Origin of the sequence: Pseudomonas sp. TWR1-1-3, assembly GCF_049896805.1 — a bacterium.
In the GTDB taxonomy this organism is placed as follows: domain Bacteria; phylum Pseudomonadota; class Gammaproteobacteria; order Pseudomonadales; family Pseudomonadaceae; genus Aquipseudomonas; species Aquipseudomonas bubulae.
In genome coordinates, this window is record NZ_JAFCUZ010000006.1 from 52,357 (window position 1) to 67,682 (window position 15,326).

General features: G+C 57.0%; 14 protein-coding genes. 3 read left to right on the forward strand and 11 right to left on the reverse strand.

Annotated features, from left to right (window positions below; translation table 11 throughout):
• Window positions 1-62: 62 nt before the first annotated feature.
• Window positions 63-713: a 23S rRNA (uridine(2552)-2'-O)-methyltransferase RlmE gene (gene rlmE / locus ACP7BE_RS21285; RefSeq protein WP_016783443.1), complete on the reverse strand. Its 651-nt coding sequence runs from the start codon at window positions 711-713 to the stop codon at window positions 63-65.
• 107 nt (window positions 714-820) lie between these two features.
• On the opposite strand from rlmE, the gene yhbY reads away from it, so the two are divergent.
• Window positions 821-1,129 (forward strand): ribosome assembly RNA-binding protein YhbY, encoded by a 309-nt coding sequence (gene yhbY / locus ACP7BE_RS21290; protein WP_003439595.1) that lies wholly within the window; start codon window positions 821-823, stop codon window positions 1,127-1,129.
• Window positions 1,130-1,408: 279 nt separating this feature from the next.
• Here the strand turns inward: yhbY and greA are convergent, their stop codons facing one another.
• The 7 genes from greA to grpE all read right to left on the reverse strand — a co-directional run bounded on the left by greA (window position 1,409) and on the right by grpE (window position 11,447).
• A complete protein-coding gene (greA, locus tag ACP7BE_RS21295; RefSeq protein ID WP_016783444.1) occupies window positions 1,409-1,885 on the reverse strand; it encodes a transcription elongation factor GreA in 477 nt (158 codons plus the stop codon).
• Window positions 1,882-5,103 carry a carbamoyl-phosphate synthase large subunit gene (gene carB / locus ACP7BE_RS21300; RefSeq protein WP_218723253.1) on the reverse strand — a complete coding sequence of 1,074 codons (3,222 nt, stop codon included), beginning with the start codon at window positions 5,101-5,103 and terminating at the stop codon, window positions 1,882-1,884. The genes greA and carB overlap by 4 nt, the downstream gene beginning before the upstream one ends.
• A 114-nt stretch (window positions 5,104-5,217) precedes the next feature.
• Window positions 5,218-6,354 (reverse strand): glutamine-hydrolyzing carbamoyl-phosphate synthase small subunit, encoded by a 1,137-nt coding sequence (gene carA / locus ACP7BE_RS21305; RefSeq protein WP_016783446.1) that lies wholly within the window; start codon window positions 6,352-6,354, stop codon window positions 5,218-5,220.
• Between the two features lie 259 nt (window positions 6,355-6,613).
• A complete protein-coding gene (gene dapB / locus ACP7BE_RS21310; protein ID WP_095002548.1) occupies window positions 6,614-7,420 on the reverse strand; it encodes a 4-hydroxy-tetrahydrodipicolinate reductase in 807 nt (268 codons plus the stop codon).
• A 10-nt stretch (window positions 7,421-7,430) separates the two neighbouring features.
• A complete protein-coding gene (dnaJ, locus tag ACP7BE_RS21315) occupies window positions 7,431-8,555 on the reverse strand; it encodes a molecular chaperone DnaJ (protein ID WP_095002547.1) in 1,125 nt (374 codons plus the stop codon).
• A 320-nt stretch (window positions 8,556-8,875) separates the two neighbouring features.
• Window positions 8,876-10,792 (reverse strand): molecular chaperone DnaK, encoded by a 1,917-nt coding sequence (gene dnaK / locus ACP7BE_RS21320; RefSeq protein WP_095002546.1) that lies wholly within the window; start codon window positions 10,790-10,792, stop codon window positions 8,876-8,878.
• 100 nt (window positions 10,793-10,892) lie between these two features.
• On the reverse strand, window positions 10,893-11,447 hold the full coding sequence (gene grpE / locus ACP7BE_RS21325) for a nucleotide exchange factor GrpE (protein ID WP_095002545.1): 555 nt from the start codon (window positions 11,445-11,447) through the stop codon (window positions 10,893-10,895).
• A gap of 252 nt (window positions 11,448-11,699) precedes the next feature.
• On the opposite strand from grpE, the gene recN reads away from it, so the two are divergent.
• A complete protein-coding gene (gene recN / locus ACP7BE_RS21330; protein ID WP_095002544.1) occupies window positions 11,700-13,382 on the forward strand; it encodes a DNA repair protein RecN in 1,683 nt (560 codons plus the stop codon).
• A 98-nt stretch (window positions 13,383-13,480) separates the two neighbouring features.
• Here recN and fur read toward each other — a convergent pair whose 3' ends face one another.
• On the reverse strand, window positions 13,481-13,894 hold the full coding sequence (fur, locus tag ACP7BE_RS21335; protein ID WP_029611724.1) for a ferric iron uptake transcriptional regulator: 414 nt from the start codon (window positions 13,892-13,894) through the stop codon (window positions 13,481-13,483).
• A gap of 98 nt (window positions 13,895-13,992) precedes the next feature.
• On the opposite strand from fur, the gene ACP7BE_RS21340 reads away from it, so the two are divergent.
• Window positions 13,993-14,520, forward strand: coding sequence for an outer membrane protein assembly factor BamE (locus ACP7BE_RS21340; RefSeq protein ID WP_016783453.1), 528 nt, complete (start codon window positions 13,993-13,995; stop codon window positions 14,518-14,520).
• 57 nt (window positions 14,521-14,577) lie between these two features.
• On the opposite strand, the gene ACP7BE_RS21345 is transcribed toward ACP7BE_RS21340, so the two are convergent.
• Together ACP7BE_RS21345 and ACP7BE_RS21350 are read right to left on the reverse strand one after the other, a co-directional pair.
• Window positions 14,578-14,895, reverse strand: coding sequence for an RnfH family protein (locus ACP7BE_RS21345; RefSeq protein ID WP_426107150.1), 318 nt, complete (start codon window positions 14,893-14,895; stop codon window positions 14,578-14,580).
• On the reverse strand, window positions 14,888-15,322 hold the full coding sequence (locus ACP7BE_RS21350) for a type II toxin-antitoxin system RatA family toxin (RefSeq protein WP_095002542.1): 435 nt from the start codon (window positions 15,320-15,322) through the stop codon (window positions 14,888-14,890). The genes ACP7BE_RS21345 and ACP7BE_RS21350 overlap by 8 nt, the downstream gene beginning before the upstream one ends.
• Between the last annotated feature and the right edge of the window lie 4 nt (window positions 15,323-15,326).

The following is a 15,326-nucleotide window of genomic DNA, read 5'->3' on the forward strand; positions in this document are numbered from 1 at the left end:
TGCCTACACAATATTCGTTATGCCAGATCTGTAAAGCGATTCAAAAAAATCTATCGCCCTTGTTACAGACGTTCATCACTGGCCGAACCTTCAACACCGCGGAAGCCGCGCCCCAGCAAATACTGCTCGCGGGACCTGTCTCGCGACGAGGACGGCTTGCGCATCTGTACCTTGTCAAACAGCTTGCGAATGTCCTTGTGGTACTGATCGAAGCCTTCCCCCTGGAAAACCTTAATCAGAAAATCACCACCTGGACGCAGGACGCGACCGGCAAGATCCAGTGCCAATTCGCACAGAAACATCGCCCGCGGCATGTCGACAGCTGCCAATCCACTCATATTGGGGGCCATATCTGAAATCACAAGGTCTACTTGTGTATTTCCGACGGCCTCGAGGATCTGAGCAAGCACGGCGTCCTCGGTAAAATCGCCCTTGATGAAGGTCACATCAGGGATGCTGTCCATGTCCAGGATGTCGGAAGCAATCAAACGCCCCTGACCACCGATCAGACGACTGGTCACCTGCGACCAGCCACCCGGGGCTGCACCCAGGTCGATAACGGTCATACCGGGACGGATCAGCTTGTCTCGCTCCTGGATCTCCAGCAATTTGTAGCTGGCACGGGAGCGATACCCGTCTTTTTGCGCCATTTTGACGTACGGGTCGTTGAAATGTTCTTTCAGCCAGTTAAGGCTAGTCTTGGAACGGGCCACGGGCCACCTCAAAAATTTTAAACGGGTCGTGATTAACTGGGCGGTCTGGGACTCGCTCGGGTAAACTGGCCGCCGCTTTTTACAAGATCAGACACAGGGGTCAGATTATGCCGCTCACTCAAGAGCAGAAGAAACAGTACAAATCCATTGGCCACCATCTGAAACCAGTTTTGACTGTGGCTGACAATGGTTTGACTGAAGGTGTTTTAGCCGAACTCGAACGCGCATTGGGCGATCACGAGCTGATTAAAATCAAAGTCAACATTCTGGATCGCGAATCCCGCCTGGAGGCCATTGCAGAACTGTGCAAGGCCGGCAAAGCGGAACTGGTACAGGTTATCGGCAAAATGGCGCTTCTGTACCGCAAGAACGTCAATGTAAACAAGCAACTGTCGAACATCCACCGTTTCAAGTGATGTAGACAAGGGTCAAGGGTGCGCCTGGCGCGCCCTGAAACTCTTCCAGGGCCAAAGCCCGAGAGTCATGCAAGCACTGCCCGCGCAACGCATCAGGCAGCCAGAGACGCCCAACGCACTACTTCCCCACTTGCTCCATGCCACTTCAACAGCTTCGCTGCCAACCGCATTGCGGCCAGCACCGGCAAACAATTCTGTGTGCAACAACCACAGGCCGCCAACCCGGAACACCCGGGCCGACCGCCAAAAAAGTGCGCCCGCACACGGCGGGCGCTCTTCTTAGATGTGACTTACTTTGACAATTTCGTACTCAATGACGCCGCCCGGTGTTTTCACCGCCACCACATCACCCTCTTCCTTGGCAATCAAGGCACGGGCAAGTGGCGAACCAACGGAGATCTTTCCGAGCTTGAAGTCAGCCTCATCTTCACCAACGATCTGGTAGGTCACGCTTTCGTCAGTTTCAACGTTGGCGATCTCGACCGTGGTACCGAAAATCACTTTGCCGGTGTGAGGAATAGTCGTTACATCGATGATCACCGCGTTCTGCATGCGGCCTTCGATGTCACGGATACGCGCCTCAACCATACCCTGCTGCTCACGGGCAGCATGGTATTCAGCGTTTTCTTTAAGGTCGCCCAGCTCACGCGCCGTGCCGATATCCTGGCTCAGCTTGGGACGGACAACCTTGGTCAGATGTGCGTGTTCTTCTTCCAGGGCTTTGGCGCCCTGGACCGTCATTGGGTACTTGATCATGCCTTTAATCCTGCGTGTAGATCCTGCAAGCGACGTACGGTTTTTTCAGGACCGAATTTAAGCGCTTCACAGATCGCTTCGCCAGCAGCAATAGTCGTGGTGCAGTAGATCTTGTGCTGCAGCGCGTTGCGGCGAATGGAATAGGAGTCAGCAATCGACTGACGTCCTTCGGTAGTGTTGATGATCAAGGTTACTTCGTCGTTCTTGATCATGTCGACAACGTGCGGACGACCTTCGGTCACCTTGTTCACACGGCGTACTTTCAAGCCTGCTGCTTCGATGAACTTGGCAGTGCCAACGGTCGAAACGATTTCAAAGCCCAGGTTGATCAGGTCGCGGGCAACGCCGGCCACCAGCGGCTTGTCGTCGTCGCGCACGCTGATGAAAGCAGTACCGCCAGTCGGCAGCACTTCGCTTGCACCCATCTGGGCCTTGGCAAACGCTTCGCCGAAGGTATCGCCCACGCCCATCACTTCACCGGTGGACTTCATCTCAGGGCCGAGAATCGGGTCAACACCCGGGAATTTGGCGAACGGGAAGACCGCCTCTTTCACGCTGTAGAAGTTAGGAATGATTTCTTTGGTGAAACCGATTTCCTTCAGGGTTTTACCGGCCATTACGCGAGCTGCGATCATCGCCAGGGAAACACCGATGCACTTGGAGACGAAAGGAACGGTACGCGATGCACGCGGGTTCACTTCGATCACGTAGATATCTTCGCCCTGCAGAGCCAATTGCACGTTCATCAGGCCGACAACGCCCAACTCCAGAGCCATTTTCTTGACCTGCTCGCGCATCTCGTCCTGGATGTGCAGCGGCAGCGAGTACGGCGGCAGCGAGCAAGCGGAGTCACCGGAGTGAACGCCAGCCTGCTCGATGTGCTGCATGATTGCGCCGATCACTACATCAGTACCGTCGCAGACAGCATCCACGTCCATTTCGATGGCGCAGTTGAGGAAGTGGTCCAGCAGCACGGGGCTGTCGTTGGACACTTTCACTGCGTCACGCAGGTAGCGCTTGAGCTCGTCTTCTTCGTAAACGATTTCCATCGCACGGCCGCCCAACACGTAGGAAGGACGAACAACCAGCGGGTAACCGATCTTGCCAGCGGCACGAATGGCTTCGTCTTCGCTGCGCACAGTAGCGTTAGGCGGCTGACGCAGGTTCAGGCGCTCAACCATCTGCTGGAAGCGCTCACGGTCTTCTGCACGGTCGATCGCGTCAGGGCTGGTACCGATGATCGGCACGCCGGCTTCTTCCAGGGCACGCGCCAGTTTCAGCGGGGTTTGGCCGCCGTACTGGACAATCACGCCTTTTGGCTTCTCGACACGCACGATTTCCAGCACGTCTTCCAGGGTTACGGATTCGAAGTACAGACGATCCGAGGTGTCGTAGTCGGTGGAAACGGTTTCCGGGTTGCAGTTGACCATGATGGTCTCGTAACCGTCGGCACGCAGCGCCAGAGCGGCGTGAACGCAGCAATAGTCAAACTCGATACCCTGGCCGATACGGTTCGGGCCACCACCCAGAATCATGATCTTGTCACGATCCGAAGGGTTGGCTTCGCACTCTTCCTCATAGGTGGAGTACATGTAGGCGGTGTCGGTAGCGAACTCGGCTGCGCAGGTGTCAACGCGCTTGTAGACCGGGAACACTTCCAGCTTGTGGCGGTGGCGACGCAGGTTCTTCTCGGTCACACCCAGCAGAACGGCCAGACGCGCGTCGGAGAAGCCCTTGCGCTTGAAGCGGTACATGGCATCGCGGTCGATCGATGTCAGCGCCATGGTCTTGATCTTTGCTTCGTCCTTGATCAGATCTTCGATCTGTACCAGGAACCAAGGGTCAATCATGTTCATGCCGAAGATATCTTCAACGGTCATGCCGGCGCGGAACGCGTCAGCCACGTACCAGATACGCTCGGCGCCCGGCACGGTCAGCTCGCGCTTGAGCACGGCCATGCTTTCCGGGTTGCTCAGGTCCAGCTTTGGATCAAGACCGCTGACACCTACTTCCAGACCGCGAAGGGCCTTTTGCAGGGATTCCTGGAAAGTCCGGCCGATGGCCATGACTTCGCCCACAGATTTCATCTGTGTGGTCAAACGGGCGTCAGCCTTGGCGAACTTCTCGAAAGCGAAGCGCGGCAGCTTGGTCACAACGTAGTCGATGGACGGCTCGAAGGACGCAGGCGTAGCGCCGCCGGTGATTTCGTTTTGCAGCTCGTCCAGGGTGTAACCGATCGCCAATTTGGCAGCGATACGAGCGATCGGGAAGCCGGTGGCTTTCGATGCCAGCGCCGACGAACGCGATACACGCGGGTTCATTTCGATCACGACCATACGGCCGGTGTCCGGGCAGATACCGAACTGAACGTTGGAACCGCCGGTTTCAACGCCGATCTCACGCAGTACCGCCAACGAGGCGTTACGCATGATCTGGTATTCCTTGTCCGTCAGGGTCTGTGCCGGAGCAACGGTGATCGAGTCACCGGTGTGCACGCCCATCGGGTCGAAGTTTTCGATCGAGCAAACGATGATGCAGTTGTCTTTTTTGTCGCGGACAACCTCCATCTCGTACTCTTTCCAGCCGATCAGGGATTCGTCGATCAGCAGCTCTTTGGTTGGCGACAGGTCCAGACCACGGGTGCAGATCTCTTCGAACTCTTCACGGTTGTAAGCAATACCGCCACCGGTGCCGCCCATGGTGAAGGACGGACGAATGATGCACGGGAAGCCCAGTCGCTCGAGGACCGCATTGGCCTCTTCCATGGTGTGGGCGATACCGGAGCGCGGGCAATCCAGGCCGATGGACTTCATGGCCTTGTCGAAACGCGAACGGTCTTCAGCTTTGTCGATGGTGTCAGCGTTGGCGCCGATCATTTCTACGCCGAACTTCTCGAGCACGCCTTCGCGCTCCAGGTCCAGTGCGCAGTTCAGAGCTGTCTGGCCGCCCATGGTTGGCAGCAGTGCATCCGGACGCTCTTTTTCGATGATCTTGGCAACGGTCTGCCACTTGATCGGCTCGATGTACGTGGCGTCAGCCATGTCCGGGTCGGTCATGATAGTGGCAGGGTTGGAGTTCACCAGGATGACGCGGTAACCCTCCTCGCGCAGGGCTTTGCAGGCCTGGGCGCCGGAGTAGTCGAATTCACACGCCTGGCCGATAACAATCGGGCCAGCGCCGAGAATCAGGATGCTTTTTATGTCTGTACGTTTTGGCATGGGTTTGTCACTCAAATCCGCAGGTCAGTCGGCAAGCTGTCAATCAGGTTCCTGAAGCCCCCTGGGGGCCACCGAAATTCGGGGCCGCCACAGGGCGCTGCAAAAGGAGGCTGATTAACGGCGCTTGGCCATCTCATTGATGAAGCGATCGAACAGCGGTGCAACGTCGTTCGGGCCAGGGCTTGCTTCAGGGTGACCCTGGAAGCTGAAAGCGCTTTTGTCGGTCAGCTCGATACCTTGCAGGGTGCCGTCGAACAGCGACTTGTGGATGGCGCGCACATTGGCTGGCAAGCTCGCTTCGTCTACCGCAAAACCGTGGTTCTGGCTGGTGATCATTACTACACCGGTGTCCAGATCCTGAACCGGGTGGTTTGCACCGTGATGGCCATGACCCATTTTCACGGTCTTGGCGCCGGAGGCCAGGGCCAGCAGCTGGTGACCCAGGCAGATACCGAAAACCGGAATCTCGGTGGTCAGCACTTGCTTGATTGCTGTGATCGCGTAGTCGCAAGGCTCAGGGTCACCCGGGCCGTTGGACAGGAACACGCCATCCGGGTTGAGTGCCAGAACGTCACTGGCCGGAGTCTGTGCCGGAACCACGGTCACGCGGCAGCCGCGCTCAACCAGCATGCGCAGGATGTTCCACTTTACGCCGTAGTCATAAGCGACCACGTGGTAAGGCAGCTCGCTGGCTTCGATGGTCGGGTGACTGTCGGTAGCCAGGTTCCAGACGCTGGAGCGCCACTCGTAGGCTTTTTCGGTGCTGACGACTTTCGCCAGATCCATGCCCTTCAGGCCCGGGAAGCCGCGGGCCGCTGCGATGGCAGCTTCTTCAGAAATGTTGTCGCCCGCCATGATGCAACCGTTCTGCGCGCCTTTCTCACGCAGGATGCGCGTCAGGCGGCGAGTGTCGATACCGGCGATAGCCACAACATTGTTGGTTTTCAGGTAGTCGGCCAGCGACATGGTGTTGCGCCAGTTGCTTGCAACCAGCGGCAGATCACGAATTACCAGACCTGCGGACCAGACACGATCAGACTCGGCGTCTTCCGGGGTAGTACCGGTGTTGCCAACATGCGGGTAAGTCAGGGTCACGATTTGCTGAGCGTAGGAAGGATCCGTCAGGATCTCCTGGTAGCCAGTCATTGCGGTGTTAAACACCACCTCACCAACGGTTTGACCGTCGGCCCCAATGGCTTCGCCGCGAAAAATGCTGCCATCAGCGAGGGCGAGTATGGCTTGCTTAGTCAAGAAGACCTCCCGTAAATAAAGCCTGAAAGGGCGATCGCAGGTTGTAAAAAAGCGGAGTGACGTATGGACACGTCACCCCGCTTCTTCATCGAATTATCTGCGCGCTTTTAGTGGACACACTAAAGCTGTAGCTTACAGAAAAAGGCTTTTTTGGTCTACCGCTAAAGAGTCTAAAAGACAGGGGAAAGCGACAGAACATCGCTTAGCGGTTAAAAATCGGGCTACTGGCGCGCCAACAGCCCGATTTTACAGAGGTTACTCAGCGCAGGTCGAGCACATCCTGCATGTCATACAGGCCAGGCTCACGCCCTTGCAGCCAGAGAGCAGCACGAACAGCACCCTTGGCAAAGGTCATGCGGCTGGATGCCTTGTGGGTAATTTCCAGGCGCTCGCCTTCAGTGGCGAACAAGACCGTGTGATCACCCACCACATCACCGCCGCGCACCGTGGCAAAACCGATGGTTTCGCGCTCACGGGCACCGGTATGGCCTTCACGACCATAGACCGCAACCTTTTGCAGGTCACGACCCAACGCATCGGCGATCACCTCACCCATGCGCATCGCGGTACCCGAAGGCGCGTCGACTTTGTGCCGATGATGAGCTTCGATGATTTCGATATCGGCATCCTCACCCATCACCCGCGCCGCCATATCCAGCAGCTTGAACGACAGGTTGACGCCGACACTGAAGTTGGAAGCAAAGACAATCGCAATATCCTGGCCAGCCTCGACCAGCAACTGCTTCTGCTCGGCATTCAGCCCCGTCGTACCAATGACCATGGCCTTGCCCAATTTGCGACACACCGCCAGGTTGGCGAGCATCACTTCAGGCAAGGTGAAGTCGATCAGCACGTCAAAATCAGCCGCGACCGCTTGCAGGCTTTCGGACAACGGCACGCCGATGCGCCCGATAGAAGCCAGCTCACCGGCATCAGCCCCCACCAGGGAGCTGCCAGGACGCACGATGGCCGCCGTCAACCCGCACAGCGGCGAACGCTGCTGCACCGCATCGATCAAGGTCTTGCCCATGCGCCCGGCAGCGCCCATCACAGCTATACGTCGCATCTACCGCTCCTTACAGGTCGCCGAAAAAACGCTTTACGCCTTCGAACCAGCCAGTGGCGTTCGGCGAGTGACTGCTGTCACCTTCCAGCGTGGTGCGGAACTCTTCCATCAGCTCACGCTGGCGGCGGCTCAGCTTGACCGGGGTTTCGATCACCACACGGCACATCAAGTCGCCAGCACCGCCACCCCGTACAGGGGCCACACCCTTGCCACGCAAACGGAACTGCTTGCCGCTTTGTGTGCCTTCCGGGATTTTCAGCTTGACCCGACCATCCAGTGTCGGCACTTCAATTTCAGCACCCAGCGCAGCGTCGGCAAAGTTGATTGGCACTTCACAGAACAGATGCTTGCCGTCGCGCTGGAAAATCGCGTGCTCGCGCACATCGATCACCACATACAGGTCACCCGTAGGCCCACCCTGCACGCCCGCCTCGCCTTCGCCCGACAGACGAATGCGGTCACCGGTATCAACACCAGCCGGCACTTTCACAGAAAGGGTTTTGTATTCTTCTACGCGGCCTTCACCACGGCAGCTCTCGCACGGATCAGAAATCACCTTGCCTTGACCGTGGCAGCGCGGGCAAGTCTGCTGAACCGCGAAGAAACCCTGCTGCATGCGCACCTGACCAATACCGCCACAGGTGGTACAGGTCACAGGCGAAGAACCTTTCTTGGCGCCCGAACCGTCACATGGTTTGCAATTGACCAGTGTAGGAACGCGGATATTGACCGTAGTACCGCGTACGGCTTCTTCCAGATCCAGCTCCAGCGTGTAGCGCAAATCGCTACCGCGCTGAGCGCCACCCCGGGAGCCGCCACGACCACCGCCAAAGAAGTCGCTGAACACATCACCGAAAATATCGGAGAAGTTCTGACCGCCGAAACCTGCACCGCCGCCGCCCATTTGTGGATCAACACCGGCATGACCGTATTGATCGTAAGCAGCACGTTTGCTGGAGTCCGACAGAACCTCGTAAGCCTCGTTGGCCTCTTTGAACAATTCTTCCGAAGCCTTGTCATCCGGATTACGGTCCGGGTGATGCTTCATCGCCAGACGACGATAAGCCTTTTTCAGCTCTATCTCGGTCGAGGTGCGTTCAACACCCAAAATTTCGTAATAGTCGCGCTTTGCCATAATTCTTTGCACTCTCAAGGACGTTCGACAAAACCCTCCCGAGCCTCGCCAAACCCGCCAAGCCCGAAAAGGATCAGACCCGACTCACGTCTTTTCAACGATATAGGTTTGTGTTTAACAGCCAATGCATTGGCCGCCAGGAGCGGTTACTTCAGGCCGGAAAACAGAAAAGATCCAGACCAAACCGCCAGCATTCGACTTTGTCGCATGCTGTAAAAATTTCGGTACTCCAGACACGCCAACGCGGGAGCAAGCTCCCGCGCGGCGACATCCTACCAGTCACCGCGCAAGCGCGGTCAACCGGGCGACAAACAAGCTGATTACTTGTTGTCTTTTACTTCTTCGAACTCAGCGTCGACAACGTCGTCCGCTTTTTCAGCCGAATCAGCTGGCTTGGCCGCTGCGTCTGCCGGGTTCGCCTGCTCGGCGTACATTTTCTGTGCAACCGGAGCCGATACCTTGGACAGCTCTTCAACCTTGGCTTCGATAGCCGCCTTGTCGTCGCCTTTAACAGCGGTTTCAAGTGCAACTACAGCAGCTTCGATTGCAGCTTTCTCTTCCTCGGTCACTTTATCGCCAGCATCGACGATCATTTTGCGAGTCGAGTGAACCAGTGCATCGCCCTGGTTACGTGCAGCTGCCAGCTCTTCGAACTTGCGGTCTTCCTCAGCGTTGATCTCGGCATCGCGAACCATCTGAGCGATTTCTTCCTCGGACAGACCCGAGTTAGCCTTGATCACGATCGACTGAGACTTGCCAGTCGCCTTGTCTTTTGCACTTACGTGCAGGATGCCGTTGGCATCGATGTCGAAGGTCACTTCGATCTGAGGCACGCCACGTGGAGCAGGTGGAATGTCAGCCAGGTCGAACTTGCCCAACGACTTGTTCTGTGCAGCTTGCTTACGCTCGCCTTGCAGCACGTGAATGGTCACAGCGCCCTGGTTATCGTCTGCAGTCGAGAACACTTGCGATTTCTTGGTAGGAATCGTGGTGTTTTTCTCGATCAGGGCAGTCATTACGCCACCCATGGTTTCGATACCCAGAGTCAGCGGGCTCACGTCCAGCAACAGAACGTCTTTAACATCACCGGCCAATACCGCGCCCTGGATAGCAGCACCCATTGCAACAGCTTCGTCCGGGTTCACGTCTTTACGTGCTTCCTTGCCGAAGAACTCGGTTACCAGCTTCTGTACCAGCGGCATACGAGTCTGACCACCGACCAGGATCACGTCGTTGATTGCGCCAACGTCGATACCGGCGTCTTTCAGCGCGATGCGGCAAGGCTCGATGGTGCGTTGAACCAGGTCTTCAACCAGCGATTCCAGCTTGGCGCGCGAAATTTTCACGTTCAAGTGTTTAGGACCGGTGGCATCTGCAGTGATGTAAGGCAGATTCACGTCAGTCGACTGGCTCGAAGACAGTTCGATCTTGGCTTTTTCCGCAGCTTCTTTCAGACGCTGCATCGCCAGCGGGTCACCTTTAAGGTTCATGCCGCTTTCTTTCTTGAACTCGTCAACCAGGTAGTCGATCAGACGGATGTCAAAGTCTTCACCACCCAGGAACGTGTCACCGTTGGTTGCCAGCACTTCAAACTGGTGCTCGCCATCCACTTCGGCAATTTCAATGACCGACACGTCGAAAGTACCGCCACCCAGGTCATAAACGATGACAGTGTGGTCGCCTTTCGCTTTATCCATACCGTAAGCCAGAGCAGCTGCGGTTGGTTCGTTGATGATGCGTTTTACGTCCAGACCCGCGATACGGCCGGCGTCTTTGGTCGCCTGACGCTGGCTGTCGTTGAAGTAGGCCGGAACGGTGATTACCGCTTCAGTCACTGGCTCGCCGAGGTAGTCTTCGGCGGTTTTCTTCATTTTCTTCAGAATTTCAGCCGAGATTTGTGGCGGAGCCATTTTCTGGCCGTTCACTTCAACCCAGGCGTCGCCGTTGTCAGCCTTGGCGATCTTGTACGGAACCATCTGAATGTCTTTCTGTACAACTTCTTCGTCAAAACGACGACCGATCAGACGCTTCACCGCGTACAGGGTGTTATGCGGATTGGTCACTGCCTGACGCTTGGCCGACTGGCCAACCAGAATTTCGCCATCATTGGCGTACGCAACGATCGACGGCGTAGTACGCGCGCCTTCTGCGTTTTCGATAACTTTTGCTTTACCGTTTTCCAGAACCGACACACACGAGTTGGTGGTCCCGAGGTCAATACCGATAATTCTGCCCATGTTTACTCTCCCTAAATTTGAATTTTGTTGCCGCAGCAGTAATGACCAACTGCGGCACTGCTTAACGCTTGACTTCTAAATGGGGGCCTTGTGGCCGATTTCAAGCCTGCTCGTCAATCGATGGCGAAACCGGCGCTGGCGCCTTGCTGACTACGACCATAGCCGGGCGCAGCAAGCGACCATTGAGCTGATAACCTTTTTGAAACACCTTGAGCACACTGTTTGGCTCCAGGTCTGCGCTTTCCTGCATTGCCATCGCCTGATGATGCTCGGCATTGAAGGGTTCGCCGTGCGGGTCGATGGCTTCCAGCTGATAGCGCTTCAGGGTGTCCTGGAACATTTTCAGGGTCAGCTCGATCCCTTCACGCATCGGACGGATGTTTTCATCGTCCGGGCTGGACAGCTCAAGACCGCGCTCCAGGCTGTCGATCACCGGCAACAGGTCGCCAGCGAATTTTTCCAGTGCAAACTTGTGAGCCTTCTCAACGTCCTGCTCGGCGCGGCGGCGAACGTTCTGCAGATCGGCAGCTACGCGCAGAGCCTGATCGTTAGCGGCTGCCAGCTGCTCTTCAAGCACCTGCACGCGGGTTGCCAGATCTTCGCCAGCTACTTCGGCTTCCTGGTTCTGCGTATCCATAGTCTGTTCGTCTGCCATAGATTTCTCCTTTCAAACTTCGTCCGCGAGCTCGACTCGCGCTTGTGCCAAGGTATATGGGGTCGCAATTCTCAGGTTCAAGAGCCAAAAACCCATAAAAGGCATGTTTGGCGAACCACCCTCCCACTGCCGAAAAAACCAAACGAGCTAAGAACCCGAATAAAACAAGCAAATCGAACTAAACACAGCCATTGTCAGCACGAAACAAAACACTGTATAAATAACCAGACATTACGTTTTGGAGCAGCTCCCATGCTGGTGCACCTGTCCGTACACAACTACGCCATCGTTGAACATCTCGATCTGGAACTGGATCGCGGGATGAGTGTAATCACTGGCGAGACCGGTGCCGGCAAATCGATCATGCTCGATGCATTGGGCCTCACCCTGGGCGACCGCGCCGACAGCGGCGTCGTGCGCCCCGGGGCCGACAAGGCCGATATCCTGGCCACGTTCGACCTGCAGGATATCCCCGAAGCCCGTGCCTGGCTGGCCGAGCGCGACCTTGAAGGCGACGGCCCGTGCATCCTGCGCCGGGTCATCACCGCCGAAGGCCGCTCGCGCAGCTATATCAACGGCACGCCCTGCCCCCAGGGCGACCTCAAGGTCCTGGGCGAGCTGCTGATCGATATCCACAGCCAGCACGAACACCAGTCGCTGCTCAAGCCCGATACCCATCGTCGCCTGCTCGACGAGTTCGCCGGTGCCACCGACCTGGCCCGCCAGGTACAACTGGCGGCACAACGCTGGCGCCAGACCAAACAAGAGCTTGAGCACCTGTCCAACTCCGGCGACGAACAGCGCGCGCGCCATCAGTTGCTCAGCTATCAGCTTGAAGAGCTGGAGACACTCTCGCTGGGAGAAAACGAACTGGAAGAGCTGGAGCAGGAACATAAAAACCTGACCAACGCCGAAACCCTGCTGACAATCTGCCGCCAGGTAGTCGAGCAATGCAGCGAAAGCGATTCCGGCAACGTGCTCAATGCATTGACGGCCAGCCTCAACCGGCTTTCGAGCATCAACAGCAACTCCGGCTCACTGGGCGAAGCCACCGACCTGCTGGCCAGCGCACAGATTCAGGTCGAAGAGGCCGTAGGTGAGCTCAACCGCTTTATTGATCACTTCGATGCGGACCCGGGCCGCCTGCAGTATCTCGAGGAGCGCCTCGACACCATCTATACCCTGGCACGCAAACATCGGGTTCAACCCACCGAAGTGGCCGCCTTGCAGCAAAAACTGCTGGATGAGCTCGAAACACTCAACGCCAATGATGAAAATATCGAGCGTCTGGCCAATGAGCTGACCTCCTATGCCCGCCACTATCAAGAGTGTGCCCGCGAACTCAGCAACCTGCGCAACCTGGCCGCGACACGCCTGAGCAGTGCCGTCGAAGAAGAGATCCAGCGCCTGGGCATGCCTGGCGGCCGCTTTGTGATCGAACTGCGCCCGCAAGCCAGCAGCGACCCGGCGCCCTTCGGCCTCGAACACGTTGAACTGCTGGTGAGCGCCAACCCCGGCCAACCGCTCAAAGCCCTGGCCAAAGTGGCCTCGGGCGGCGAACTGTCGCGTATCAGCCTGGCCATTCAGGTCATCACCGCACAAACCTCCCGCGTACCGACCCTGGTGTTCGACGAAGTGGACGTGGGCATTGGCGGCCCCACTGCCGAGATCGTCGGGCAACTGCTGCGCCGCCTGGGCGAACGCGGCCAGGTGCTGACGGTCACTCACTTGCCGCAAGTGGCAGCGCAATGCCATCAACATCTGTTTGTCCATAAGGTTCGCGAGAGCGATACCACCCGCACGGCCGTGGCTAAACTGAGCAAAAAAGAGCGCGTAGAAGAAGTCGCCCGCATGCTTGGCGGTATCGACCTGACCAAGGAATCCCTGGCCCACGCCAAAAAGATGGTGATCACTGCAAAAAATCTTGCAGCTTAACGACGAACGGTCATGAAATAACCGATATCAGAAAGCACGAAGGCGGCCCTTGGGCCGCCTTCGATCGTTTCGCGAACCGTAATTCGCGTGACATGCTCTTACTTGGCCTTCTTGCGCACGTACAGCACCAAGTTGTGATCCACCAACTCAACACCGTGCTTGGCTGCAATGGCGTGCTGCAGTTTTTCGATGTCTTCGTCGAAAAACTCGATCACTTCACCGCTGTCCACGTTGACCATATGGTCGTGGTGGCCGCCGTCAGCATCAGCCAATTCAAAGACAGCATGACCGCCATCAAAATTATGGCGAATCACCAGCCCAGCTGACTCAAACTGGGTCAGAACACGGTAAACCGTGGCCAGACCGACGTCCTCGCCTGCTTGCATAAGTGCCTTGTAAACATCCTCGGCGCTCATGTGACGCTGCTCTGCAGAGTCAAGCATCTGTAGAATTTTGACTCGTGGCAGAGTCACCTTAAGTCCGGCCTTACGTAGTTCGCTATTTTCAACCATGGTTAGCTTTCTCGCGGAAGCCGCTTCGCAGCTTCTCTTAATACGGGTATGATCGGCGTTTACGTTGTCCCAGCCAAGATAGTGGAAGTCGCCCACCGATGCAAAACACCAAGCTCTTGCTAACCAGTTTCACCTTTGTGGGACTGCTCGCACTCGCCGGTTGTTCATTCCCCGGGGTTTACAAAATCGACATCCAACAGGGCAATGTCGTCACGCAGGACATGATAAACCAGTTACGCCCGGGAATGACCCGCCGGCAAGTGCGGTTTATCATGGGTAATGCCCTGCTGACCGATACATTCCACCCTGATCGCTGGGATTATCTGTATAGCCTGCAGCCCGGCGGCGGAGAACGCCAACAGGAACGCATCAGTGTGTTCTTCAACCAGAACGACCAGCTCGTGAGCCTGTCAGGTGACTTCAAGCCTGGCGTCAGCCGCGACGAAGCCATTCTCGGCAAAACCGGCGGCACAGACGTGACCGAACCGGCGACTCAAGCTCCAGCCGAGAAGAGCGAAGTTCCAGCCAAGCCTGGTTCATTGCTTGATCAAATCCAGAAGGACGTAGACGGTGTTGAAACCGTACCGGTTCCTACGCCAGAACCTCTGGATACCACCGAGCAATAAGCGCCCGGTACAAAAAAGCCCGGCATGCCGGGCTTTTTGTTGCCTGCAAGAAAGCCGTCAGGGCTGACTGAGGCGCTTGGCCTCGGCAGCCTTGGCCGCACGTTGACGGCGAATCTCTTTGGGGTCGGCCAGCAGCGCTCGATACATCTCGATACGATCCCCTGCCTGCAGCACCCGGGTATCAGGATCAGCCACCTGCTTGCCGAAAATCCCCACCGGGCAATTAGTCAGGTCAACCTCGGGAAATTCGCGCCCCATGCCCGACACCAATACCGCTGCCCGCAGCGTCGTGCCTTGCGGCACAACCACGGTCAGCAGGCACTGGCGATCGCCCGCGGCATAAACCACCTCAACTTCAATCACCGGCTCAGCCATACAACTGCTTGGCGCGCTGGCAAAAAGCATCCACCAGCGTATTGGCCGCCTGATTGAACAAAGGCCCCAGGGTGGCCTTGACGATGGCCCCGGCGTAATCAAAGGTCATGTCCAGGCTGATTTTGCACGCTTTGTCACCCAAAGGTTTGAACACCCACAGGCCGTGCAGCTTGGTAAAAGGACCTTCTTCCAGGTTCATCTCGATGGACTGCCCGGGCACCAGGGTATTGCGGGTGACAAAGTGCTGGCTCAGGCCACCCTTGGCCACCCCCAGGCTGGCGCGCATCAGCACTTCAGTGCTTTCCAGGATTTCGGCAGACGAACACCACGGCAAAAACTGCGGGTAGCTCGCCACATCATTCACCAGGTCATACAGCGCCTGGGCTGGATAAGGCAACAAGGCAGAGCGTTGGATATGGGTAGTCATGTCA